A 24,080-nucleotide genomic window follows, 5' to 3' on the forward strand; every position below is an offset into this window, starting at 1 on the left:
CGGGTGCGCCACGTCAACCGCGCGGCTGCCCCGATAGCATGATCCGGGTTAATATCGCGTCAAGCACGCGGCTCAACCCAGCCTATCGAGCCATCGTGCCGACGATAGACCATGTTATACGCTGCCGTGCCGGCGTTGATGAACAACAATGCGTTGGTATTGCGCAGATCGAGCATCATTACCGCATCGGACACGCTGGCTTCGGGGATATCGACCCGCGTTTCGGCGATGATGAGCGGCGCTTCGGCAGGCTCCTCCTCCTCTGGCGGGGCGGCGAACACGGTGTAGGCGGCGTTGTCCAGCCCATCCAAACCATTCTCCGGGTCGCGCGCGGCCTCGGCGGCGGCGGCCTGAACATGCCGATCCTTAAGGCGGCGCATATAGCGGCGGAGCTGCTTTTCGATCCGGTCTGCGGCTTGGTCGAAGCAGATGTGCGCATCCTGCGCTTCACCCGCGCCTTTCAGGATCAAGCCCGCCATAACATGAGAGATAATGTCGCAGTGAAACGCCCCATGCGGCGCGCGACGAAAGGTGACGTGCGAGGATATGGCGCGGGAGAAATATTTGTCGGCAATCGCGGAAAGGCGCGTGTTTACATGCTCCTGCAACGCCTCACCAGTATCGACCTGATGCCCCGAAATCCGAATATCCATACCATAATCTCCTTTGCTTTTGCAGAGCCGGTCGCCCGGCCCTGTGGACAACCTTTTCAGGCTGTTTCCTTTCCATGCAGATGCCAGAGCGGATTGGTCAGCCCCGCCACAAAGGCGGTATGACGGTCCTTTTCCTCATCTGTAGGACTGAATAGACGCGGAGCGCGGCTCGCTCTTTGCGGCGCGTCAAATGAGGGAGCAATCGTGACGATTTCGGGGCTTGCCGCGTCTTCGCCCAGCCCCAGACCAATCTGCCTGCCGCCGGTCAGCTCGATATAGACCTGCGCCAGTAGCTCGGCATCGAGCAGCGCGCCGTGTTTCACACGATGGCTGCGGTCAATGCCGTAACGGGTGCAGAGCGCATCAAGGCTGTGCTTGGCGCCGGGATGAGCGGCGCGGGCCATAGCGACCGTATCGATCATGCGATCGAGCGATATATCGGGCCGGGCGCACAGTTTCAGTTCATGATTGAGAAAGCCGAAATCGAACCGCGCATTGTGCGCTACCAGCATCGAATCACCGAGGAATTCCAGCAGTGCCTCTACCTCTGTGCCGAAAATCGGTTTGTCCGCCAGAAATGCGTCTGACAGGCCATGCACTGCCTGAGCGGAGGCGGGCATAGGGCGCTTGGGGTTGAAATATCGGTGAAACGTTGCCCCCGTCGGCACCCGATTGATCAGCTCGATGCAACCAATTTCCACCATCCTGTCCCCGGTCAGGGGATCGAACCCGGTCGTTTCGGTGTCGAAGATAATCTCGCGCATCAGACTCAGTAACTCTGCCTTGATGCTTACTATCTGCCTGCTTTGCCGAGAAGGCAAGCGATGAGCGCACGAACTTGCGCGCGGGTGCGATGATAGGTGGTGCCGGTGTGGACGATATGATCGGCGCGGAGGCGCTTTTGCGCATCGGGCATTTGCAATGCAAGGATACGGCGGAACTTCGCCTCTGTCATGCCAGGGCGGGCAAGCACCCGCTTGCGCTGTTTCCAAGCGGGTGCGGTAACGACGATCACGCCATCCACGCGCTTTTCGCCGTGAGTTTCAAACAGAAGCGGAATATCGAGGATGACGAGCGGGTGCGCGATATGCCGTTGCAGAAACTTTTGCCGCGCGGCGAACACCAAGGGGTGCATGATCGCTTCCAGCGCTTTGCGCTCATGCGGATGCGCAAGGATGATCGCTGCCAGTTTTGCACGGTCCAGCCCCTGCGGCCCGGTAGTGCCGGGAAAGCGCGCCTCGATATGGGCCAAGGCCTTGCCGCCCGGCGCTTGCAACCGATGCACCTCGGCGTCGGCATCGAACAAGGGCACGCCCAGCTTGCGGATCATGCCCGTAACTGCGCTCTTGCCCATACCAATCGAGCCAGTGAGAGCATAGATCTTCGCCACTGCGCCCTAACCCTCTGCCGCCATTAACAGCGCGCGCAGTTCCGCATCATGTTCGCGCGGGGGTTGGGCATCAAAGAAGATATCAAAGGCGAGCGCAGCCTGACCGATGAGCATCTCCAGCCCGTCGATTGCCGCCAATCCGCGCGCGCGCGCGGCCAACAACAGCGGTGTATCCAGCGGCGCATACACTATATCATAGACTACAGAATGTGCGGGAAGCGGCGCCAAATCCACCTGCAAAGGCGGTTTTCCTGCCATGCCCAGCGGACTGCTGTTCACCAGCAGATCAACCGGCGGCAAAGGCGCATCCATGCCGATCACCCGCCCCTTTACTCCGGCTCGATCCAGCAATGCATGCCCTTTCGATGCGTCGCGCGCCATGATGACGATGTCCGTCACCCCGATGGCATCAAGCGCATAAAGGATCGCCCGCGCTGCGCCGCCCGCGCCGATGATGCAGGCGCTCTTGCCTTTCCAGCCGACAGCCTGCAACGGCGCGAGGAACCCGCCCGCGTCTGTATTGGTGCCAATGAGCGGCCCGCCGGTCTCGCAAGCGATGGTGTTCATCGCGCCGATGACCTCACCGACCTTTCCGGGGTCGCTCACATAGTCCATCACGGCCACTTTATGCGGGATGGTGACGTTGCACCCCAGCCAGTCCGGGTCCGCCCGGCGTTTCAGAAAATAGGCAGCCAGCTCGTCCGGCTTCACATGGGTTTTGCGGTATTCCGCCTCGATCCCCAGCTTACCCAGCCAGAAATTATGGATGGCGGGAGATTTGCTGTGGGCGATGGGATCGCCGATGACTTCGGCATAAGGTAATGTTGCGCTCATGCCGCCACAACGCCGCGAACGCGCAGAAAGTCAAGCAGGCCCAGCAACGGCAGGCCCTGTATCGCGAAATGGGTGCCCTTGATCGCGCTGAAAAGCTGGGCTCCCGGCCCTTCGATGCGATAACAGCCGACGCACCAGCGACATTGCTCCCACTCATCCTCCAGATAGCGCGCGATAAATGCGTCGGACAGAGGCCGGACCGTCAGGCTCGCGCTTTCTATTGCGCGCCACACCGGTACGCCATTCTCGCAGACCACCGCCGCGCTATGAAGCTTGTGCGTGGTGCCAGACAAGCGACGAAGGATTGCGGCGGCATCTTCTCTGTCCACCGCTTTATCGAGCATCGCGCCATCATCCAGCTCCAGCGTCTGGTCACAGCCCAACACCAAGGCACCCGGCATACGGATTGAAAGTTTCAGCGCCTTTGCTTCCGCCAGTGCATCCGCAAGCTGGCGCGCGCCATGCCCTTCCGCGCGCAAGGCTTCCTTCAGCGTTTCCTCGTCAATCGCGGGCGACACAGCGTGATGAGGAACTTGTGCCGCGCTGAGCATCGCGCGGCGGCTGGCGCTTTGTGAGGCAAGTACCAGTTCGGGAGCACTCATGATTGCTGAGCTTGGGCGGCTGCCTGCGCATGTTCCTGCTCCCGCGCCATCAGCCTGTCGTTGAACAGCGTTATGATTGCCGCAGCGGCCTCCTCGATCGAACGGCGGGTCACATCGATATGTGGCCAGTCATTATCCGCTATCAGGCGACGGGCAAACGCCATTTCCTCCTGCACCTTGTCAATATCGACATAGGCCGTTTCTGGCGACTGATTGAGTGAGAGCAGGCGGTTGCGCCGGATTTGCACCAGCCGCTCCGGGTTAATAGTGAGCCCCACCACCATGGGATGCTGGAGCTGATATAGCTCGGCTGGGGGCGGGGATTCAGGCACCAGCGGCACATTGGCGGTCTTGTATCCCCGATTGGCGAGGTAGATAGAGGTCGGCGTCTTCGAGGTGCGCGAAACGCCGACAAGCACGATATCCGCATCCTCCCAGTTTTCCGGGCCGACGCCGTCATCATGGGCAATAGTAAATTGAATGGCGCCGATCCGTGCGAAATACGCCTCATCGAGCACATGCTTGCGGCCCGGCCGGGTACGTGTCTCTTGCCCCAATATGTTTGACATCGCATCGGTAGCGCTATCAAGCGGGGCAACATAGGGTAAACCGAGCGCGCGACACTTGTGCTCCAGCTTGCGGCGCAGCTCTGGGTTGGCGAGGGTGAACAGCACGAGGCCGGGGTTGCTGGAAATCTCACCCAATATACGCTGGAGATGCTCCTCGGACCGAACCATCGGCCAGAAATGGCGGATTGCTTCCACGTCCTCGAACTGTCCGATCACCGCTTTGGCGATGCTTTCCAGGGTCTCGCCGGTAGAATCCGACAGCAGATGCAGGTGAATACGGCTCATGGGTACAACAGTGTTGGGGAGCTGTGGATAAATCAAGGGATAGAAATGCGGATAATCGCCTTACCCGCTTTTTTCCGTACTGTCAGGCTTCTTATCCACAAGCTGTCCCAACGGGATAATTTGATCCACAGGGGGTAGATAGCGGGGATAAGCCGGATTCAGCCAATAAAGTCAGTGCTGATTTTTTCGGCCTGCTGTTGGCAAAACCGGGGATGACGCATAAACCCCACCATCCACCATCTATCATCATCAACAATTTATTAATCTATATTAATAGGATATTAGGAATCCATGTCTGTCCTGCCTGATAAAGCATTGCTCTCCGTCTTGCGCGGAGAACGGCAAACCATGGCTCCGCGCTGGATGATGCGGCAGGCAGGGCGCTATCTGCCGGAATATCGCGCACTAAGGGCCGACAAGGGCGGTTTCCTTGAGTTGGTCTATGACAGCGCGGCTGCGGCAGAGATCACGCTGCAACCGCTGCGGCGCTTTGGTACGGACAGGGATGGCCTGCACGCAGCAATCCTTTTTTCCGATATTCTTATTGTGCCTTATGCGATGGGGCAAAAGCTCTGGTTCGAGGCTGGAGAAGGGCCGCGCCTTGCTCCCACGCTGTTGGACAGCACCCTTGATGCCTTGACGCCAGATTACAGCCGCTATGATGCGATCTATGAGACAGTGCGTCAGGTTAAGGCACAGCTTGCGCCGGAAACCACTTTTCTAGGCTTTGCAGGCAGCCCCTGGACGATCGCGACCTATATGGTGGCGGGGCAGGGCAGCAAGGATCAGGCCGCGGCAAGGCGCATGGCCTATGCCGAGCCGGAACGCTTTGGCGCGATCATAGACGCGATTGTCGCAGCGACTGTGCCCTATCTCATCGGCCAGATCGATGCCGGGGTCGATGCTGTGCAATTGTTCGATAGCTGGGCGGGGAGCCTCTCACCCCAGCAGTTCACGCGTTGGGTGATTGCGCCCAACAAGGCTATTGTGGAACAAATCCGGGCCGCCCGTCCCGGTGTGCCGATCATAGGGTTCCCTAAAGGCGCCGGGGCTAAACTGGTTGATTATGCACGGGGAACGGGCGTGGATGCGCTGGGTCTGGATGAAACGATTGACCCTGCATGGGCTGATGCGGCGCTGCCCAAAGGATTGCCAGTGCAGGGTAATCTTGATCCGCTGGTGCTGATTGCGGGAGGAAAGGCACTGGACGATGCCGTGGATTCGATACTTGCGGCGTTCCGCGGACGACCCCATATCTTCAATCTGGGCCATGGGATCACCCCTGAAACTCCGATCGCGCATGTGGAGCATATGCTGAAACGGCTGGGGCAAGCAGCATGACGGGATTTTTGGGCAGCGCCTATCTCTGGGTTAAGGCGGGGCATATCATCTTCGTCATCTTCCTGATGGCCGGGCTGTTCATGATGCCACGCTTTTTCGTTTATCATCAGGAGTGTGCGCCGGAATCGGACGAGGAATCCAAATGGATTGACCGTGAAGACAAGCTCCGCCGTATCATCCTCAATCCGTCGCTTATCATTGTCTGGATATTTGGCATCGCGCTGATGATCGATATCGGTGCATGGTCTTATGGCTGGTTTCAGCTCAAGTTTTTGGCGGTATTCGGTCTGTCAGCCTATCATGGCTGGATGATCGGCTATGCGAAAAAGCTGAAACGCGGCGAGCGTCCGCTCACTGGCAAGCAATTGCGATTGCTGAATGAGGTGCCCGGCCTGGTGGCGGTTCTGGTGGTGATACTTGCGGTAGTAAAGCCGTTCTGACAACGGGCCTTCAGCCAAGATTGCTTGACTTGGCGCAGGCGGAGTCCTAATTCGGGCGTAGGCAGCCGCTTCATTCGCCGTTGCCCCGTCCTTTCTACAGCCGGAAGACCGGCATTTCCCCAAGATACCTTCCTTTTCCGGACAGACCCAATGCATCTCAAAGAACTCAAGAAAACCCCACCCGCGGACCTCGTCACCATGGCCGAGGAACTGGGGGTCGAGGGCGCGTCCACGCTGCGCAAGCAGGATCTGCTGTTCGCAATCCTGAAGGCTGAAGCCGAAAATGGCGAGCAGATCATGGGCGTCGGCACGATCGAGGTGCTGCCCGATGGCTTTGGTTTTCTGCGTAGCCCGGAAGCCAATTATCTTGCTGGCCCGGATGACATCTATGTCTCGCCCAATCAGGTGCGCAAGCATGGTCTGCGCACTGGCGATACGGTAGAAGGCGAAATCCGTGCGCCCAAGGATGGCGAGCGCTATTTCGCGCTGACGAAGATCATTTCGGTCAACTTCGACGATCCCGATGTGGTGCGCCATCGCGTCAACTTCGATAACCTGACGCCGCTTTACCCGACCGAGAAGCTGCGGCTCGATACGCTCGACCCCACGGTGAAGGACAAGTCGGCCCGCGTCATTGATATCATCTCGCCACAGGGCAAGGGCCAGCGCGCGCTGATCGTTGCGCCGCCGCGCACGGGTAAGACGGTTTTGCTGCAAAATATCGCCAAGGCGATTACCGACAATCACCCCGAAGTGTTCCTGATTGTGCTGCTGATCGATGAGCGGCCCGAAGAAGTCACCGACATGCAGCGCTCGGTCAAGGGGGAGGTTGTTTCCTCCACTTTCGACGAACCGGCCGCGCGCCACGTACAAGTTGCTGAAATGGTTATTGAAAAGGCCAAGCGTCTGGTGGAGCACAAGAAGGACGTCGTTATCCTGCTTGACTCGATCACCCGCCTGGGCCGCGCCTATAACACGGTCGTGCCAAGCTCCGGCAAGGTGCTGACCGGCGGTGTCGATGCCAATGCGCTCCAGCGGCCCAAGCGCTTCTTCGGCGCCGCGCGCAATATCGAGGAGGGGGGTTCGCTCTCGATCATCGCCACCGCGCTGATCGACACCGGCAGCCGCATGGATGAGGTGATCTTCGAAGAGTTCAAGGGCACCGGCAACAGCGAAATCGTACTCGACCGTAAGGTGGCGGACAAGCGCATCTTCCCGGCGCTCGATGTCGGCAAGAGCGGCACCCGCAAGGAAGAGCTGTTGGTCGAGAAGGGCATCCTCAGCAAGATGTGGGTGCTGCGCCGCATCCTGATGCAGATGGGCACCATCGACGCGATGGAATTCCTGCTCGACAAGATGAAGGATTCGAAGACCAACGAGGATTTCTTCGATTCCATGAACCAATAAGCCGGAAAGAGCGTTAGCCTGTGATGATCGAAATCCTCTCTGCCGCCGCTGCTGCTGCTCCGTCTCTGGGTTCCCCCGCAGAAATCTGGGGGCATATCGTCAGCGATTTTTCCAATATTGGCTCCCCAGCCGCACTGGCTGCCTTTGCGCAGGTGCTGATGATCGATCTGGTGCTGGCGGGTGACAACGCGATCGTTGTCGGCGCGCTGGCAGCGGGTTTGCCGGCTGAGCAGCGCAAGCGTGTCATCCTGATCGGTATTATTGCCGCGCTGGTGCTGCGTATCGGTTTCGCTTTGATTGTCAGCCAGTTGTTGCAGATTGTCGGGTTGATTCTGGCAGGTGGTCTGCTGCTGCTTTGGGTTAGCTGGAAAATGTGGCGCGAGCTGCATCATAGCGGTGAGAGCGCCGGTTCACCAGAAATGTCGGGCGACGAGCATAGCGGTCTGCGCCCGGCCAAGAGCTTTGCCGGGGCCGCATGGGCCGTTGCGGTGGCTGACGTTTCGATGAGCCTCGACAACGTGTTGGCGGTGGCGGGTGCGGCCAAGGACCATCCAGGAATCCTCATTATTGGACTGATCTTGTCGGTTGCGCTGATGGGCGTGGCGGCGAATGTTATCGCGAAGTATATCGAGCGCTATCGCTGGATCGCCTATTTTGGCCTGATCGTTATCCTCTATGTCGCAGTCAAGATGGTATATGACGGCTTTGTCGACCATAATGTCGGCCTCTTGACGTTGTTCTAAAGCAGGGTCACTCTGCACTGCCACAAGCCAGAGAAGTTCAGCCGATGAAGTTCACCGTCAATTGTGATTGCACTCCTGAAGAAGCGCGCAGTTTCCTGGGTTTGCCAGATCTCTCCCCGGTACATGACAAATATGTCCAGACGATGCTCTCCACCATGGATGGAGCGGGCAGTCTGGAGCAAATGGGCAAGATGCTGGGTGCCTTTGCTCCCATGGGCGACGCTAGCATGAAGCTGTTTTCCCAGATGATGGACATCGGCCTGAGCGGGGCCAAGGGCGCTTCCGGCAAGAGCTGAACTACTGGTCCGTTATTCAGGGGAGGCGCATGGGCGACACCATCTATGCTCTTTCCAGTGGCAGGCCGCCAGCGGGTATCGCGGTGATCCGCATTTCCGGGCCAGGTGCATTTACTGTCAATACCAGCTTTGTTCGCAAAGCTGCGCAGTTGCAACCGCGCACGGCGCATCTGCGCGGCTTGCACGATCCTGCGAATGATGATCTCCTCGATCAGGCGCTGGTGCTGTTGTTCCCCAGCCCCAAAAGCGTGACCGGCGAGGATATGGCGGAGTGGCACTGTCACGGCGGGCAGGCGGTAGTGCGGGCAGTCCTCGGCGCGCTAGGGCGACTCTCAGTGGCAAGGCCGGAGCTTGGGTTGCGTGAAGCTGAGGCAGGCGAGTTTACCCGCCGTGCATTCGAGAACGGACGGATTGACCTTAATGAGGCCGAAGGTCTCGCCGATCTGCTGTCGGCCGAGACAGAGAGCCAGCGCCGCGCCGCGTTGCTGATGGCTGAAGGGCATTTCTCGCGCAGATTGGGGGAGTGGCGGGCGGAGATATTGCGATGCTCGGCGCTCACGGAATCACTGCTCGATTTTTCGGATGAGGATGATGTGCCCGATGCAGAAGCGGATGCAGCGTTGAGGCAGGGCATAGCCAGCCTTGCCCAGGACATGGGGCGCCAACTGGCTGCACCTACCGCAGAGCGAGTACGCGACGGGGTACGGATCGTACTCGGCGGGCCGCCGAATTCGGGTAAGTCCACGCTGATGAACGCGCTGCTGGGGCGTGAGGCTGCAATCGTTTCCAGCATCGCCGGGACGACGCGAGACCGGATCGAGGCACCGGTGGACCTTGGCGGCATCGCTTTTGTCCTCACGGATACGGCTGGTCTTGCGGAGCAGACCGATGACGCCATAGAGCGCATCGGGATAGATCGCGCACAGCAGGCAATTGAATCATGCGATATCCTTTTGTGGTTAGGCAACCCCGCTGATCGCCCGCGAGAGGACGCTATCTGCGTTGCGGCACAGAGCGACCGGTCTGGCTGGACGATGCCGCATGGAGCGGATGTGGCGATCTCGGCTCAGACGGGCGAGAATATGACAACGCTCATCGCCCTTATACTCGAACGCGCCCATATGCTTTTGCCCGCAGAGGGCGAGGTCGCGTTGCATCGGCGACAGCATGCCGGCGTTGCACAGATGGCTGAGGCGCTTACCGCAGCGCTCGATGAAAATGATCTGTTGATTGTAGCCGAACATCTGCGAGGCGCGCGCCTTGCTATGGATCGGTTGGTTGGGCATAGCGGGGTAGAGGATATGCTCGACAGCCTGTTCGCGCGCTTTTGCATAGGAAAATAGTGTTTCACGTGAAACATTTTTCTTTATCCACTCCGCTTTGACCCCACTCCTCAGCTCGACTATAGCCGCGAAATGCAGGATGATTTTGATGTTGTCATAGTCGGCGGCGGCCATGCCGGATGCGAGGCTGCTGCGGCTGCAGCGCGTCGTGGCGCGCGTACGGCGCTAGTCACCTTCGACCAAGACCAGATCGGGGCGATGTCATGCAATCCTGCGATTGGCGGCTTGGGCAAGGGTCATCTGGTGCGAGAGGTTGATGCGCTGGATGGCATCATCGCGCGCGCGGCGGACGATGCCGCGATCCACCATCGCATGCTCAACGCCAGCAAGGGCCGGGCCGTGCAAGGGCCGCGTGTGCAGGCGGACCGGGCGTTGTTCCGCGCCTCGGTCCAACAGCAGATGCGAGCACAACAGGGCCTGACAGCTATTGCGGCTGAAGTGGTTGACCTATGGGTGCCTGATGGAAAGTTGTCTGGCGCAACTTTGGCCGACGGCAGTGTTATTCGCGCGCGGGCAGTGGTGCTTGCGACAGGCACGTTTCTGGGCGGCAAGCTGTTCCGTGGGGAAGAGAACTTCACTGGTGGCCGGATCGAGGAGCGCGCGGCGACGGATCTGGGACAACGTCTGCGTGCGTTGGGATTGCCATTGGGCCGGCTCAAAACTGGCACCCCGCCGCGTCTTGACGGGCGTAGTATCGACTGGGCCGCGTTGCAGGAGCAGCCGTCTGATGCAGAGGGTTGGACGATGGGGGCGCTGAGCCGTGGGCGCATAAACCCCCAGCTTTCCTGTGCGATAACCCGGACGAATGAACAGACGCATGACATCATTCGAGGCGGTCTGGATCGCTCGCCGTTATTTAGCGGGGCCATCGAGGGGCGTGGGCCGCGCTATTGCCCATCCATTGAAGACAAGATCCACCGCTTCGGCGATCGCGATGGGCATCAGATTTTTCTGGAGCCGGAGGGTTTGTCGACCCATCTCGTCTACCCCAACGGTATCAGCACTTCGCTTCCTGCGGATGTGCAGCGCGCTATGGTGCGCTCTATGGCCGGGCTGGAGCGGGTGGAAATGGTCGTGCCGGGATATGCGGTGGAATATGACTATATTGATCCCCGCGCGCTTACTCGCGAGCTGGGCCTAATGGCGATGCCGGGCCTGTTTTGCGCAGGGCAGTTGAATGGCACAACGGGTTATGAGGAGGCGGCGGCGCAGGGTCTTGTCGCAGGAGCGAACGCGGCGGCCTATGCGCTGGGCCTGGAATCTCTTCTGCCTGATCGGGCCGAAAGCTATATCGGAGTTATGATTGACGATCTCATCCTGCACGGAGTTACCGAACCATACCGGATGCTGACTGCGCGCGCAGAGTATCGGTTACGACTAAGAGCCGATAATGCGTCATCACGGTTGACGGATCTGGGTGTGAGCCTGGGGCTGGTAAGTGATGAGCGTCGCGCATGGTTCGATCAACGACAGAATATGCGGGTGGCGATTATGGCGGAATTGGCGGCTCCATACAGCTCAGCTCAGATTGCGAAAGCTGGCGGAGAAGTGCGACAGGATGGGTCGCGTCGGACCTTGTATGAATGGGCGCGTTTCCCGGAACTGGCTGAGGTGGTGGCAGGGCTTTCGCCCGCGCTGGCTGGTGCGGCTGTGGCACTGCGCGATGAGATATTGGAGGACGCGCGCTATGCGCCCTATCTTGAGCGGCAGGAGTCTGATGTGGCGGAGTTACGCCGTCATGAGAAGATACGAATCCCGCAGAATTTTGACTATGGTGCCGTAGGTGGCCTTTCTCTGGAAATGCGTGAGCGGCTGGGCTTGGCGCGGCCCGATACGCTGGCAGCGGCGGCGCGGGTTGGCGGCATCACCCCTGCTGCATTGGCCGCTATCATGGTTCATCTCAAACGCAAGCAGGCGGCATGACCGAGGAGGAGGCGCGTGCCTGGCTTCAGGACCGGTTCGATGTTTCACGTGAAACATGGGCACTGCTAGAGGCTTATGTCACTATGCTTCTGGATGAAAGCGAGCGGCAGAATCTAATTGCCGACTCAACGCGCGATGAGGTTTGGGCGCGGCATGTTGTAGACAGCGCACAGCTCTTGCTCCACGCACCGCCTGGCAAGGCAGGTGATTTATGGGTGGACCTTGGTTCAGGTGCGGGGTTGCCGGCTATCATCGTCGCCGTCCTTTCAAGCTATGACGTGCTGATGATAGAGATGCGGCGCAGGCGCGCAGAGTTTCTGGAAGCAGTAATAGCGGCGCTGGGCCTCGGTAATGCACGGGTTTTCTGCGGCAAGGCAGAGCGGGCGAACGTGGTGCCTCCTGCCACCATCATCAGCGCTCGCGCTTATGCACCAATCGAGCGCTTGATCCCATCAGCGATACATCTTGCGGAGTTTTCCACAATTTGGTTGCTGCCCAAGGGACAAAATCATCAGAATGAGTTGGCTATCGCCCAGAGCCTATGGCATTGTGAAGCAAGCGCGCAACCTAGTGTGACCGCGCCAGACAGCGCGATACTGAGGCTCAGCCATGTGCGGCAACAGCGGCGGCATGGCGTCAAAACCGGGAAGGCAGGCGGCAGGGCATGATTCGGATCGCAATCGCCAATCAAAAAGGTGGAGTGGGCAAAACCACGACCGCGATTAATCTGGCGACTGCGCTCGCCGCTACCGGCATGCGCACCCTGCTGATAGATCTTGATCCGCAAGGCAATGCTTCTACGGGCCTTGGCATTGGCCATGCGGCGCGGGAATATTCGAGCTATGATCTGCTGTTAGGCGAGGCGACAGTGGCCGAGGCGGTCATTCATACCCGCGTGCCGCTGCTCGATATTATTGCCGCGACGCAGGATCTTTCGGGCGCGGAGATCGAGCTGATAGATGTGGCTGAGCGCACGCATCGCCTTAAAAATGCACTGGATGCTGCGCAGGAGCAATGGGACATCTGCCTTGTTGATTGCCCGCCGTCGCTTGGGCTGTTGACGGTCAATGCAATGGTCGCCGCCCAATCCCTGCTGGTGCCGCTGCAATGTGAATTTTTTGCGCTTGAAGGTCTGTCGCAACTGCTGACTACGGTGGAACGGATCAGGGGCCGGTTCAATTCTGATCTCTCGATCATGGGTGTTGCGCTGACGATGTATGACAGGCGCAATCGCCTGACCGATCAGGTAGCGGATGATGTGCGCGCCTGCCTCGGCAAGCTGGTGTTCGAGACTGTGATTCCCCGCAATGTGCGGCTTTCCGAAGCGCCTAGCCATGGCTTGCCCGCGCTGATCTATGACCATCGTTGCTCCGGCTCTGAGGCCTATATGCAATTGGCGCGGGAGCTGATCGGCCGCCTGCCTCAGCCCGAACCCCGGCCGGAGATGGCGGCATGAGTGGGGTGGAAGGGGAGGCCGGCCTAATGACGGATGGTAATGCGGGTGGTGCTGGAAACGAGAAGGCCAAGGCGCAAAGCCGCCCTCGCGGCCTTGGTCGAGGCCTGTCGGCCCTGCTGGGCGAGGCACATGGAGAAGAGTCTGCTGGCGGCGGACGCGTGGAGGGAGGTGTAGCGGTTCCTGCCGGAAGAACCGTATATCACCTTGATATCGCATCCATTTCCCCTCATCCAGATCAACCCCGCCGTACATTCGATGAGGCGGCATTGCAGGAGCTGACTGACAGCATCGCTCAGCGTGGGGTGATACAACCCATTCTCGTGCGCGAGATGGAGCCAGGGCGGTATCAACTCGTAGCGGGTGAACGCCGTTGGCGTGCGGCACAGCGGGCGCGACTGCATCAGATTCCGGCTATTGTTCGCGCCTTGTCTGATGCCGAAACGTTGGAAATCGCGCTTATCGAGAATATCCAGCGGCAGGATCTGAACCCGGTCGAGGAGGCGGAAGCCTGTTCCCGCCTCATTGCGCAGTTTGGCCATAGTCAGGAGGCGCTGGGCAAGCTGGTTGGTAAATCGCGCAGCCATGTGGCGAACCTTATGCGGTTGCTCGATCTGCCCGCTTCGGTGCTGGAGGCCGTGCGTGGGGGGCAACTGGGCATGGGGCATGCGCGCGCCCTGATTGGCGTGGAAGGAGCGGCGCAGCTTGCTCGCCAGATCATAGAGCGCGGGTTGTCCGTTCGGCAGGTCGAGAAGCTGGCGCAACAGGCTAAGGGACGTGGCGCAGCGGCGGAAGAAGCGCGTGCGCAAAAATCGCGCGGCACTTCTGGTGGTGCCGGGCGCGATGCCGATATTGTGGCGCTGGAGCAGCATCTGGCCGATCTTATTGGCGTGAAAGTCTCGATCGATCATGCCGCTACAGGCTCAGGCGCGCTGACTCTCCGCTATTCGACACTCGATCAGCTTGATATGCTGTGTCAGCGCCTTTCTGGCGAGGCAATCTGAGCCATTACAGGGTCGTTCAGTGATGCGATCCACTCATCTTTTTCCTCCATCATACAAGGACTGAACATGACAGATCGTAAGGCAGGCCATCCGATACTGCCAATGATGCTTGATCGCTGGTCGCCTCGTGCCTTTGACCCGCGGCCGATTGATGAGGAGGTTTTCTTCAGTGTGCTGGAGGCCGCGCGATGGGCGCCTTCCAGCTTTAATTATCAGCCCTGGCGCTTTGTTTATGCGCTGCGAGGCGATGCGCACTGGGAAGCGTTTTTGGGCGCGCTGATCCCGTTTAACCAGAGTTGGGCGTGCAATGCCTCTGCTCTCATTTTTATAGTATCCGATACGATTATGGAGGCTTATGGCGAAAAAAAGCCATCGCACAGCCATAGCTTCGATTGTGGCGCAGCATGGATGGCTATGGCGCTACAGGCACACAGTATGGGCCTCATTACGCATGGCATGACAGGCTTAGATTTTGAGGCAGCGGCCAAAGCGGTTAATCTGCCTGAGGGCTTTCGTATGGAAGCGGCAATCGCTTTGGGTTATCCGGGAGATGCGGCACAGCTATCTGATGAGCTGCGCGAACGTGAGGTGCCCAGTGGTCGGCGGCTATTGACTGACAGCCTGTTTGCCGGCGAATTTCCGAGTTGAAAGACAAAGTTCTTTATTCGTAGTCAATGCTACGAATACCCATGTTATATGTAGCATGCGGTATAAAATATAGGAAATACGCGGCAGAAGGATGCAGTATGGCGGAGAACGCAGTTCATGAAGCGACCGACAACCGCCTGCAATACTGGATGTTCGGCGGATTTGTTATCGGTCTCCTTGCCGGGCTTGTGGCCTATACGCTGGCAGGAGATGCGCCGTGGATCGGATGGATAGCGGCCAATGTGACAGGCCCGATCGGCCAGATCTTCCTGCGGCTGCTCTTCATGTTGGTCATCCCGCTGCTGGTTTCTGCGTTGATTGTTGGTGTGGCCGAGATGCAGCAGATACGGGCGCTGCGCTCCGTCGGGGTGCGCACCCTTGTCTATACCATTTTTGTTTCGGCGATTTCGGTGGCGATAAGCCTCGCAGTGGTGAATATTCTCCAGCCCGGTTCAGGTGTTGATCCCGCAACAGCGCAGGCATTGCTCGCCTCATCGGGTGATAATGCGAAGGCCATTGTCGAGCATGCGGGTGAATCGAAAACCGGAATTCAGGCGCTCGTCGAGATCGTGCCGAATAACTTCATCCACGCTATGAGCGAGAATGACATTCTTGCCGTAATGTTCTTCGCGCTGATGTTTGGGATCGGTTTTTTACTCACCGATTCCACGCGCACTCATGTGTTGAAATCCGGCATCGAAGGCGTGTTCGAGATCGCGATGCGGCTGATTGGCCTTGTGATCCGCATGGCCCCGCTGGCGATCTTCTGTTTCATGTTCAATCTGGCTGCGCTGTTCGGCTGGGATCTGATTGTTCGGCTGTCGGCCTATGTCGGCGTGGTGCTTCTGGCGTTGTCACTTCAAATGTTTGGCGTGTTTCCTGCATTGCTTGCAATTTTGGGCCGCAAGAACCCGCTCGCATTCTTTCGCGAGACGCAGGAGGCGAGTGTCATGGCCTTCGCCACCGCGTCTTCCAACGCCACGCTGCCTACCTCGCTGAGGGTGGCAGACGAGAAGCTCAAATTGCCGCGCCCGATTGCGCGCTTCGTGCTTACCATCGGCGCCACGGCCAACCAGAACGGCACGGCGATGTTCGAGGGCGTCACCGTGATTTTCCTCGCGCAATTCTTCAGTGTAGACCTCACCCTCGGCCAGCAGCTTACCGTGATGTTGATCTGTATTCTGGGCGGCATTGGTACGGCGGGGGTTCCGGCAGGATCCTTGCCGGTTATCGCGCTGATACTGGGCACGATAGGTGTGCCGCCTGAAGGCATCGGGCTAGTCTTGGGTGTGGACAGGCTGCTCGATATGTGCCGCACCACATTGAATGTGGTGGGAGATCTGGTCGCCGCGCAAGTCATCAGCGCACACAGCGCCGACTCCTCCGCTTAGAGTATCCGTGATGGTCAAGCGAGGGATTTGACCCACAAGCGATCTGCCTTAAGCAGTGCGCTCTAGGCGACCTCGAACATCCCCTCTACCTCGACCGCGCAATCGAACGGTAATACCGCGACGCCCACTGTGGAGCGCGCATGGCGGCCCGCCTCGCCAAATATCTCGACCATGAGGTCAGACGCGCCGTTCATGATCGCAGGTAGCGGTGTATAATCCGGCGCGGCGTTAATGAACCCGCCCAGCCGCACACAGCGTGTTATCGTGTCGAGATCACCCACCACGGCTTTCAGCTGTGCAATGAGGTTGAGGGCGCACAGCCGGGCTGCCTCCTTGCCCGCCTCGTCAGACATGCCAGCACCTAGCTTGCCCTTGTGCCGGTCCGCCAACATGCCATCCGCGCCAAAGCAGACCTGCCCGGATATCACGACCAAATTGCCCGTGCGCACGGCGGGCACATAATTGGCGGCGGGCGCCGGCGCGGGCGGTAATGTAATGCCGAGGTGCGTCAGACGATCTTCAATCAGGCTCATGCATGATTTTCCTTGGATGCGGGATGGGTTGGGTCAGATCAGGTGCGCGAACTCGGCGAGAATATCGCGGTAGAGCTTGCGTTTGAAGGGAACAATCAATTCCGGCAAGTCATCCGGCTTCACCCAGTTCCAGTCGCGGAACTCCTGATGTTTGGTTGCGATATTCACGTCACCATCGGTGCCGTGAAAGCGCATCAGGAACCAGGTCTGGCGCTGACCGCGATATTTCCCGCCCCAGATCTGGCCGATCAGTTCTTCGGGCAGGTCGTAATAATGCTCATCCTTGCTTTCCGCGATGATGCTGACCAGATCGGCAACGATACCGGTCTCCTCCGCCAGCTCGCGATAGGCTGTTTCACGCGGGTCTTCGCCATCGTCTATGCCGCCCTGTGGCATCTGCCACGCCTCGACCTTGCTATCGAGCCGCTGGCCCACGAATACAAGGCCGTCCATATTGACGAGCATCATCCCGACACAGGGGCGATAGGGGAGGGTGTGGGGCATGAATTTAGTAATCCGCGATATAAAACAAAGCCGCACAACACGGCACGCCTATGTAGGTATGATACGGGGCAGCAGCAAGCGCGTCCATGCGTTTGTTGCGGTGCACACAGCTTGACGGGCAGACAATAGCATGGAATGCGGCTTGCATGGCCCAAAGCTGGAAACTGACCCTGCCCTGCACCCGCGCCGAGGCGGAGGCGATCACCGACGACATGGGTGCGCTCGCGCTGCTTGAGCCGCCTCCCGCGCTAATGACAAGCGAAGCGGAGGAAGACAACCCATCGCGCTGGCAGCTGCACGCCTATTTCGAGGGAAAGCCAGCGCGCGCGACGATAAAGCTGGTGCAGTCTATGCTGCCGAGTGCTGCGGATGCCAAACCGCAGCTGGAGCGCCTGCCAGACGAGGATTGGGTGTCAATCAGCCAGCAGGGGATGGAGCCGGTCGTCGCGGGGCGCTTTCATGTGCGCAACCGGGCGGAAGATATGGTGCCGGGCGGGCTGGTGCCGTTACTCATCCCAGCTGGGCGGGCTTTTGGCACTGGCCAGCACCAGACGACAAGCGGCTGCCTCGCCATGCTCGATCGCTGCCGCAACATCGGCGAGCGCTTCGGCGCGATCGCGGACATCGGCACCGGCACCGGCTTGCTGGCCTTTGCCGCGCTGCATCTCTGGCCGCGCGCTTATGCCACCGCATCAGATATAGACCCGGCTGCGGTGGACGTCAGCGCGCAGAATGCCGCGCTTAACGGCGTAGCACTTGGCTTTGGGCGCGGGGAACTGGCGCTATGTGCCGCGCCAGGGGTAGATCACCCCCTGATTCAGGCGCGCGCGCCCTATGAACTGGTGATCGCCAATATCCTTGCGGGTCCGTTGATCGAGTTGGCGCCAGCTTTATGCGCGATATTGGCCGAGGGCGGCACGCTTATCCTTGCAGGGCTGCTAGACGAACAGGCCGACGCCGTGACGTACGCGTACAGGGCACAGGGACTGCGGCTGGTGGACCGTATCGAGGCCGACGACACCCAGGGGCGCCACTGGCCGACGCTGCGGTTGCGCAAGCGCCCTGCTATTGGCTGGAAGCGTCCGCGTCGCGCAGACTTTGGCGCACATGGCGAGGCGCCCGGCTTCGGTAGCTGGTAGCGCGGGCAACGCGCATGCTCTCCCGCCTGACTCTGCGTGATTTCCGCAATCATGAAGACGCGCTCATTGTGCCGAGCGCTCCGTTTGTGGTGCTCACAGGTGATAATGGCGCGGGCAAGACCAATATATTGGAGGCTGTGTCGCTATTGGTGCCGGGCCGCGGGCTGCGTGGTGCGGCGCTTTCGCGTATGGCGCGGCAGGACGGACCCGGCGGGTTCGGCGTGGCCGGACAGGTCGATGGAGTCACGCTGGGCACAGGAACGATTGCTGATGCGCCAGAGCGTCGACAGATACGGATCGGAGGCGTGGCGCATGCCGCCTCAGCACTGGCGGAACATCTTGCCATTGTCTGGCTTACGCCCGCTATGGACCGCCTTTTTATGGACGGCGCAGGCGAGCGCCGGCGCTTTCTCGACCGGCTGACTCTGGCACTGGAGCCTGCCCATGCAGTGCATTCAACCCGCTACGAGGCGGCCATGCGTGCACGCAACAAATTGCTGGCTGACCACAACCGCGCGTGGGATGAACAATGGCTCGGTGCGCTGGAGGCGCAGATGGCGGAGCATGGCGCGGCGGTGCATGCGGCCCGCTTTGCGCTGGTCGGGCGGCTAGCTGAGGCTTTGGCGGCGCAATCGGAAGGCGTATTCGCGCGGCCACTGCTGGCGCTGTCAGCTTGGGAGGGAGACGAGCGCCCGCTCGATACCGCCCTGCGCGAGAGCCGCCGCCGCGATTCCGCCGCCGGGCGCGCGCTTGTCGGTCCGCACCGCTCTGATCTCCTGGTAACTCATCAGGAGAAGGGTCAGGCCGCTGCGCTCTGTTCCACGGGGGAGCAGAAAGCACTGCTTCTTTCGATTATACTCGCCCATGCCGCTCTGGTTGGTGCGGAACGAGGCAGGCCACCGGTGTTATTACTCGATGAGGTTGCCGCGCATCTCGACCCGGCACGGCGGCTCGCGTTGTTCGGTTTACTTGGCGAGAAGGGCAGTCAGATCTGGATGACTGGGACCGAGGCAGCGCTGTTTGACGGTATCGGCGTGGCGAGCAGGCTCCATGTTGCCGAAGGACGTATCAGCCCTGTTTGACGTCCTCGAACCACGCCTCGACCGGGCCGCTGAGCTTGATGGTCAGCGGATTGCCATGCCGATCCCTCGATTTTCCGGCGGCGACCCGTATCCAGCCTTCGGAAATGCAATATTCCTCGACATCATTGCGCACCCGGTCCTTAAAGCGGATACCGATGCCGCGTTTCAGCACCTCCACGTCGAAAAAGGGACTGTTGGCGTTGACGGAAAGCCGGTCTGGCGGGGTATCGCCCTGCGGCGCGGCTGTGGGGGTGTCTGTCTCAGTCATGGCTTACGCGCCTAATATGCAAGCGCAGCTTTATCAACTCCCTATCGCGGGCTAAGGGAGCAGAGAGGAGTGCCGCATACGTGAATGACAGGAGCCTGACGGCGATATTATTGGCAGGCAGCAGGCCTGGCGCCGATCCGCTGGCCAGCGCAGCAGGAATTGCATGGAAGGCATTGGTCCCGATTAGTGGGCGGCCGATGATCGATTATGTCGCGCGGGCTCTTATCGCCCATCCGCGCATCGGCCGTATCATCGTTATGGCGCAGCAGCCGGAGGAGCTTGTTGCTGATCCTCAAACGGCCTGGATGGCAAAACACGCAGCCATCACTCTCTACGCCAGTGGAGCAGGGATCAGCCAGTCCCTGCTCGAATGGATGGAATCTGAGCCGGATTCGTTGCCCGTATTGGTGACGACGGCCGATAATGTTCTGCTTGATGCCAGGGTAATCGACGCCTTCTTGGCAGGGGTGGGGGATGCCGATATTGCCGCCGGAATGGTGGAGCGGACCACCTTGATGCGTGCTTATCCCGAATCCCGCCGCACATGGTTGAAATCGCGCGGGGGAGCATGGTCTGGCGCCAATCTTTTCTGGCTGGGCGGAGTCAATGCCAAACATGCGCTACAGAAATGGCGCGCAATCGAGCAGGATCGAAAAAAGGGCTGGAAAATCGCTCTTGCGCTGGGGCCGCTGCTGCTGCTGGGCGCGGGGCTGCGGGTGTTGAGCATCCATGCGGGGATCGCGCGGGCAGGCAGGGCGCTGGGCGTGAACGCGCGGGTGGTGCCTCTGCCGTTCGCGGAAGCCTGTATTGACGCGGACAAGCCGGAAGATGTCACGCTGATCGAGCGGATACTGGCGCGCAGGGGCGGACCATGAATGTGACCTGTGGGGCAGAACCCCGCACAGCGAAGCGCGCTGCATGGTTTGCCGTGGCATTGTGCCTGAGTGGGGTCGCCATGTTCGCGCTGATGGATGTGCTGATGAAAAGTGCGGCGCTGGCGCTGGGCACTTATGTAGCGCTATTGTGGCGCAGCCTGCTGGCGAGCGTGATTAGCGGTGCGGGCATGATAGTAACGCGCAACCGTTGGCCGCCCCGGAACGTAATGCGGCTGCATGTTTTGCGCGCATTACTGATCGCGCCGATGGCATGGTTGTTTTTCTGGGCCTTGACCAAGCTGCCGGTTGCTGAAGCGATAGGCCTCTCCTTCATCGCCCCGATCATAGCTTTGGCGCTGGTCCCGGTGCTTTTGGGCGAGCGGGTGAGCCGTCACGCCATCTGGGCCGCGATCATGGGTACTATCGGCGTCGTTATCATAGTGAGTGGCCGCCTGAGCGCTGTGTACTCCGCAGATGCCCTGTGGGGAGCGGGGGCGGCGCTGGCTTCAGCGGTGCTGTTTGCCCTGAACCTGCTCATTCAGCGGCGGCAGGCGCAGGTGGCAGGCGTGATAGAGGTGGCATTTTTCCAGAATCTCTTGGTGCTGGCGCTGCTGCTGCCGTTCGCGCCATGGCTGGTCTCAGCGCCGATGGAGATAACGGATAGCGCGCTGACGATTACGGGTGCGGCAGTGCTGACGGTGTGTTCGCAGATTGCTCTTTCCGCTGCCTATGCCCGCGCCTCAGCAAGCAAGCTCATCCCGTTGGAATATAGCGCTTTCCTGTGGGCAACGCTATTTGGCTGGTTGATATTTTCCGAGGTGCCGACCGTGCCAGTGCTGGCGGGTGTAGCGCTAATCGTGATTGCATGCTTGATTGCGGCGCGCGAAAAGCCGGAGATTGCGCACCCAACTGAAGCGGAATCGGCCTGACAGCCGAGTCGACTCTTGACGGAGAGTCCTGTGCCGGGGCATTGTCGCGCACGGAACAAATCGAGAAAAGCGGGGACGAACCATGGCGAGCCGCGCTCCGGCAAAGCGCACTGCGGACTGGCGCATCATGCTGAAACGCAGCATGATGAGGGCGGCGGTGATTGTTGCCTCGATCTTGCTGGGGTTATTGACGCTTTTTGTAGCGCTCGCTCTCCTAGGCTATCAGGAGAGTGATCCCTCGATGAATACCGCCGCAGGTGGCGCCGTGGGGAATGTTATGGGTCTGCCCGGTGCGCATATGGCCGGTTTTCTGTTGTGGCTTGGCGGGTTGGGAGTGGTTTTGCTGCTGCCACTGATCGCCACCTTCGCGCGCCGGTTGTGGATTGCCGATGCCATGGCAGGCTGGAGTACGCAAATTGGCCGCTGTCTGGGAGGCATCCTGTTGGTCGGCATCGGGCTGGAGCTGATGGCGCCCGGCGCGCCGGTCGGTCTGCCGGCCGGCCGGGGTGGTTTGCTGGCGCAATTGTTCGCCCGCCAGACTATGAACCTCACTGCGCTGATCCCCGGAGGGTGGAGCCGGGCGGCGGAATGGGTGTTACTCATCGCCTGCATAGGGGGCGGGATGGCGCTGTGCGTGCGTTCGTGGAAGCTGGAGCGGCCGCTGTTTGCTCTTGGCGGAATAAAGCTGCCCCGGCTGGGCTTTTCTCGTGCTGCCTCGCCGCCATGGGACGATGAAGCTGACGAGCCGCAGCGCCCCGCCGCTGGAGGCCCGCGCGCGCAGGTGTCTGCCGATCCCAAGCCGCCGATCCGCATCCAGTCGCCAGAGCAGGCAGCGCCGCAACGCGCCGTTTCCGCCGCCAGCGCCGCGCCGCGCCAAGAGGATCTTTTCGGCAGTGCATCCGCCCGCCCCGCGATATTGCCCTCGCCGGAGCTGCTCGCCGAAGTGCCGCCCAGCACCGGCGGCAAGATCGACAAGGCCGCGCTGGAGCGCAACGCGAGGCTGCTGGAATCTGTCCTCGACGATTTCCACGTTAAAGGGCATGTGACCGAGGTGCGTCCCGGCCCGGTTGTCACCATGTATGAGCTGGAGCCTGCGCCCGGCATCAAGGCGAGCCGTGTGATCCAGCTCGCGGACGATATCGCGCGCAATATGTCCGCGCTGTCGGCCCGCGTGGCTACCATTCCGGGCCGCACGGTGATGGGAATCGAGCTGCCCAATGCCAAGCGGGAGGGGGTTTCTTTCCGCGAGCTGATCACCAGCGAGGCGTTTGCGGGTAACGGAGCGCAGCTGCCCATTATTCTGGGCAAGAACATCAGTGGTGAGCCGGTGGTGGCTGACCTTGCGCCGATGCCGCATCTGCTGATCGCGGGCACGACCGGGTCGGGCAAGTCCGTCGGCCTGAACGCCATGATCCTATCGCTGCTCTATCGCATGACGCCGGACGAGCTGCGCCTCATCATGATCGATCCGAAGATGCTGGAACTCAGCATCTATGATGACATTCCGCACCTTCTCTCCCCGGTAGTGACGGAGCCGGCCAAGGCGATCCGCGCGCTCAAATGGGCAGTGGAGCAGATGGAAGACCGCTATCGCATGATGGCGTCCATCTCCGTGCGCAATCTTGCGAATTATAACGAGAAAGTGCGCGCCGCCCGCGCCAAGGGCAAGCCGCTGGGCCGCAAGGTGCAGACCGGCTATGATCCGGAAACGCACCAGCCGATCTATGAGGAAGAGCAGCTCGATTACCAGATCCTTCCCCAGATCGTGGTGGTGGTCGACGAGCTGGCGGACCTGATGATGACGGCAGGCAAGGAGGTGGAATTCCTGATCCAGCGCCTCGCGCAGAAGGCGCGCGCGGCGGGCATCCACCTGATCCTCGCGACGCAACGCCCCTCGGTCGATGTCATCACCGGTGTCATCAAGGCCAACCTGCCGACGCGGATTAGCTTCTTCGTCACCAGCAAGATCGACAGCCGCACGATCCTGGGTGAGCAGGGGGCAGAGCAGCTGCTCGGCAAGGGCGACATGCTCTATATGGCGGGCGGCAAAGGCCTGATGCGCGTGCACGGGCCGTTCGTTTCGGATGACGAGGTGCGGCTGGTGGCGGATCACTGGCGCGGGCAGGGCAGGCCGGATTATATATCAGCTGTTACAGAAGAACCGGAAGAGGGCAGCTTCGCGCTCGATGGCGTGGATCTTGGTGACGACAGCGCCGACGCCCAACTCTATCGCAAGGCATGCCAGCTGGTGTTTGAAAATCAGAAGGCATCCACGAGCTGGCTCCAGCGGCAGTTGCGCGTCGGCTATAACAGCGCGGCCCGGTTGATCGAGCGGATGGAGGATGAAGGCCTCGTCGGCCCGCCCAACCATGTCGGACGGCGCGAGGTGCTGCGCGACGAAATGGGCAATCCTATATAGCGCGGGTGG

At 60.2% G+C, this 24,080-nt stretch carries 26 protein-coding genes; 17 read left to right on the forward strand and 9 right to left on the reverse strand.

The window, feature by feature from the left end:
- Positions 1-59 precede the first annotated feature (59 nt).
- From hpf to EQG66_RS02625, 6 genes are read right to left on the reverse strand one after another with little or no spacing between them, the layout of a single operon-like run.
- Positions 60-653 (reverse strand): ribosome hibernation-promoting factor, HPF/YfiA family, encoded by a 594-nt coding sequence (gene hpf / locus EQG66_RS02600; protein WP_129402996.1) that lies wholly within the window; start codon positions 651-653, stop codon positions 60-62.
- Positions 654-709: 56 nt separating this feature from the next.
- On the reverse strand, positions 710-1,417 hold the full coding sequence (gene dnaQ / locus EQG66_RS02605) for a DNA polymerase III subunit epsilon (protein ID WP_129402997.1): 708 nt from the start codon (positions 1,415-1,417) through the stop codon (positions 710-712).
- 29 nt (positions 1,418-1,446) lie between these two features.
- Entirely contained in the window at positions 1,447-2,043 is a 597-nt protein-coding gene (gene coaE / locus EQG66_RS02610) for a dephospho-CoA kinase (protein WP_281273888.1), read from the reverse strand.
- A 6-nt stretch (positions 2,044-2,049) separates the two neighbouring features.
- Positions 2,050-2,877 (reverse strand): shikimate dehydrogenase, encoded by an 828-nt coding sequence (gene aroE / locus EQG66_RS02615; RefSeq protein ID WP_129402998.1) that lies wholly within the window; start codon positions 2,875-2,877, stop codon positions 2,050-2,052.
- Positions 2,874-3,479, reverse strand: a complete 606-nt coding sequence (locus EQG66_RS02620; RefSeq protein ID WP_129402999.1) for a Maf family protein — start codon at positions 3,477-3,479, stop codon at positions 2,874-2,876. Before EQG66_RS02620 ends, aroE begins: the two co-directional genes overlap by 4 nt.
- Positions 3,476-4,333 (reverse strand): pyruvate, water dikinase regulatory protein, encoded by an 858-nt coding sequence (locus EQG66_RS02625; RefSeq protein ID WP_129403000.1) that lies wholly within the window; start codon positions 4,331-4,333, stop codon positions 3,476-3,478. The genes EQG66_RS02620 and EQG66_RS02625 overlap by 4 nt, the downstream gene beginning before the upstream one ends.
- A 291-nt stretch (positions 4,334-4,624) precedes the next feature.
- Between EQG66_RS02625 and hemE the strand changes: the two genes are divergently transcribed.
- The 12 genes from hemE (at position 4,625) to EQG66_RS02685 (ending at position 16,322) form a co-directional block, all read left to right on the forward strand.
- Positions 4,625-5,674, forward strand: a complete 1,050-nt coding sequence (gene hemE / locus EQG66_RS02630) for a uroporphyrinogen decarboxylase (protein ID WP_129403001.1) — start codon at positions 4,625-4,627, stop codon at positions 5,672-5,674.
- Positions 5,671-6,114, forward strand: a complete 444-nt coding sequence (locus EQG66_RS02635; protein WP_129403002.1) for a CopD family protein — start codon at positions 5,671-5,673, stop codon at positions 6,112-6,114. Before hemE ends, EQG66_RS02635 begins: the two co-directional genes overlap by 4 nt.
- Positions 6,115-6,264: 150 nt before the next feature.
- Positions 6,265-7,521 (forward strand): transcription termination factor Rho, encoded by a 1,257-nt coding sequence (rho, locus tag EQG66_RS02640; protein ID WP_129403003.1) that lies wholly within the window; start codon positions 6,265-6,267, stop codon positions 7,519-7,521.
- 23 nt (positions 7,522-7,544) lie between these two features.
- On the forward strand, positions 7,545-8,264 hold the full coding sequence (locus EQG66_RS02645) for a YjbE family putative metal transport protein (RefSeq protein WP_129403260.1): 720 nt from the start codon (positions 7,545-7,547) through the stop codon (positions 8,262-8,264).
- Between the two features lie 44 nt (positions 8,265-8,308).
- Positions 8,309-8,560, forward strand: a complete 252-nt coding sequence (locus EQG66_RS02650; protein WP_129403004.1) for a DUF6489 family protein — start codon at positions 8,309-8,311, stop codon at positions 8,558-8,560.
- Positions 8,561-8,589: 29 nt separating this feature from the next.
- Complete coding sequence (mnmE, locus tag EQG66_RS02655) at positions 8,590-9,903, forward strand: tRNA uridine-5-carboxymethylaminomethyl(34) synthesis GTPase MnmE (RefSeq protein WP_129403005.1); 1,314 nt, start codon at positions 8,590-8,592, stop codon at positions 9,901-9,903.
- A gap of 72 nt (positions 9,904-9,975) precedes the next feature.
- Positions 9,976-11,826, forward strand: coding sequence for a tRNA uridine-5-carboxymethylaminomethyl(34) synthesis enzyme MnmG (gene mnmG, locus EQG66_RS02660; protein WP_129403006.1), 1,851 nt, complete (start codon positions 9,976-9,978; stop codon positions 11,824-11,826).
- Positions 11,823-12,494 (forward strand): 16S rRNA (guanine(527)-N(7))-methyltransferase RsmG, encoded by a 672-nt coding sequence (gene rsmG, locus EQG66_RS02665; RefSeq protein WP_129403007.1) that lies wholly within the window; start codon positions 11,823-11,825, stop codon positions 12,492-12,494. Before mnmG ends, rsmG begins: the two co-directional genes overlap by 4 nt.
- On the forward strand, positions 12,491-13,282 hold the full coding sequence (locus tag EQG66_RS02670) for a ParA family protein (protein ID WP_129403008.1): 792 nt from the start codon (positions 12,491-12,493) through the stop codon (positions 13,280-13,282). The genes rsmG and EQG66_RS02670 overlap by 4 nt, the downstream gene beginning before the upstream one ends.
- A gap of 26 nt (positions 13,283-13,308) precedes the next feature.
- The gene (locus EQG66_RS02675) at positions 13,309-14,283 is read left to right on the forward strand and encodes a ParB/RepB/Spo0J family partition protein (protein WP_129403009.1); all 975 of its coding nucleotides are present in this window, start codon (positions 13,309-13,311) and stop codon (positions 14,281-14,283) included.
- Between the two features lie 66 nt (positions 14,284-14,349).
- A complete protein-coding gene (locus tag EQG66_RS02680) occupies positions 14,350-14,931 on the forward strand; it encodes a nitroreductase family protein (RefSeq protein ID WP_129403010.1) in 582 nt (193 codons plus the stop codon).
- 98 nt (positions 14,932-15,029) lie between these two features.
- Positions 15,030-16,322, forward strand: coding sequence for a dicarboxylate/amino acid:cation symporter (locus tag EQG66_RS02685; protein ID WP_245987809.1), 1,293 nt, complete (start codon positions 15,030-15,032; stop codon positions 16,320-16,322).
- A gap of 62 nt (positions 16,323-16,384) precedes the next feature.
- On the opposite strand, the gene EQG66_RS02690 is transcribed toward EQG66_RS02685, so the two are convergent.
- On the reverse strand, positions 16,385-16,855 hold the full coding sequence (locus EQG66_RS02690; protein ID WP_129403011.1) for a RidA family protein: 471 nt from the start codon (positions 16,853-16,855) through the stop codon (positions 16,385-16,387).
- Between the two features lie 33 nt (positions 16,856-16,888).
- Positions 16,889-17,359: an RNA pyrophosphohydrolase gene (locus EQG66_RS02695; RefSeq protein WP_129403012.1), complete on the reverse strand. Its 471-nt coding sequence runs from the start codon at positions 17,357-17,359 to the stop codon at positions 16,889-16,891.
- Positions 17,360-17,505: 146 nt separating this feature from the next.
- Here EQG66_RS02695 and EQG66_RS02700 point away from each other — a divergent pair, with 146 nt between their 5' ends.
- Both EQG66_RS02700 and recF read left to right on the forward strand, forming a co-directional pair.
- Positions 17,506-18,498, forward strand: a complete 993-nt coding sequence (locus tag EQG66_RS02700; protein ID WP_181951773.1) for a 50S ribosomal protein L11 methyltransferase — start codon at positions 17,506-17,508, stop codon at positions 18,496-18,498.
- 14 nt (positions 18,499-18,512) lie between these two features.
- Complete coding sequence (recF, locus tag EQG66_RS02705; RefSeq protein WP_129403014.1) at positions 18,513-19,580, forward strand: DNA replication/repair protein RecF; 1,068 nt, start codon at positions 18,513-18,515, stop codon at positions 19,578-19,580.
- On the opposite strand, the gene EQG66_RS02710 is transcribed toward recF, so the two are convergent.
- Positions 19,567-19,848 carry a DUF3297 family protein gene (locus EQG66_RS02710; protein WP_129403015.1) on the reverse strand — a complete coding sequence of 94 codons (282 nt, stop codon included), beginning with the start codon at positions 19,846-19,848 and terminating at the stop codon, positions 19,567-19,569. The two genes, recF and EQG66_RS02710, sit on opposite strands and share 14 nt — an antisense overlap.
- 80 nt (positions 19,849-19,928) lie before the next feature.
- Between EQG66_RS02710 and EQG66_RS02715 the strand changes: the two genes are divergently transcribed.
- The 3 genes from EQG66_RS02715 (at position 19,929) to EQG66_RS02725 (ending at position 24,071) form a co-directional block, all read left to right on the forward strand.
- Complete coding sequence (locus tag EQG66_RS02715) at positions 19,929-20,723, forward strand: NTP transferase domain-containing protein (RefSeq protein ID WP_129403016.1); 795 nt, start codon at positions 19,929-19,931, stop codon at positions 20,721-20,723.
- A complete protein-coding gene (locus EQG66_RS02720; protein WP_129403017.1) occupies positions 20,720-21,652 on the forward strand; it encodes a DMT family transporter in 933 nt (310 codons plus the stop codon). Before EQG66_RS02715 ends, EQG66_RS02720 begins: the two co-directional genes overlap by 4 nt.
- 82 nt (positions 21,653-21,734) lie before the next feature.
- Entirely contained in the window at positions 21,735-24,071 is a 2,337-nt protein-coding gene (locus EQG66_RS02725; protein ID WP_129403018.1) for an FtsK/SpoIIIE family DNA translocase, read from the forward strand.
- Positions 24,072-24,080 lie beyond the last annotated feature (9 nt).

It is taken from the genome of Sphingobium fluviale (assembly GCF_004122115.1).
Classification (GTDB): domain Bacteria; phylum Pseudomonadota; class Alphaproteobacteria; order Sphingomonadales; family Sphingomonadaceae; genus Sphingobium; species Sphingobium fluviale.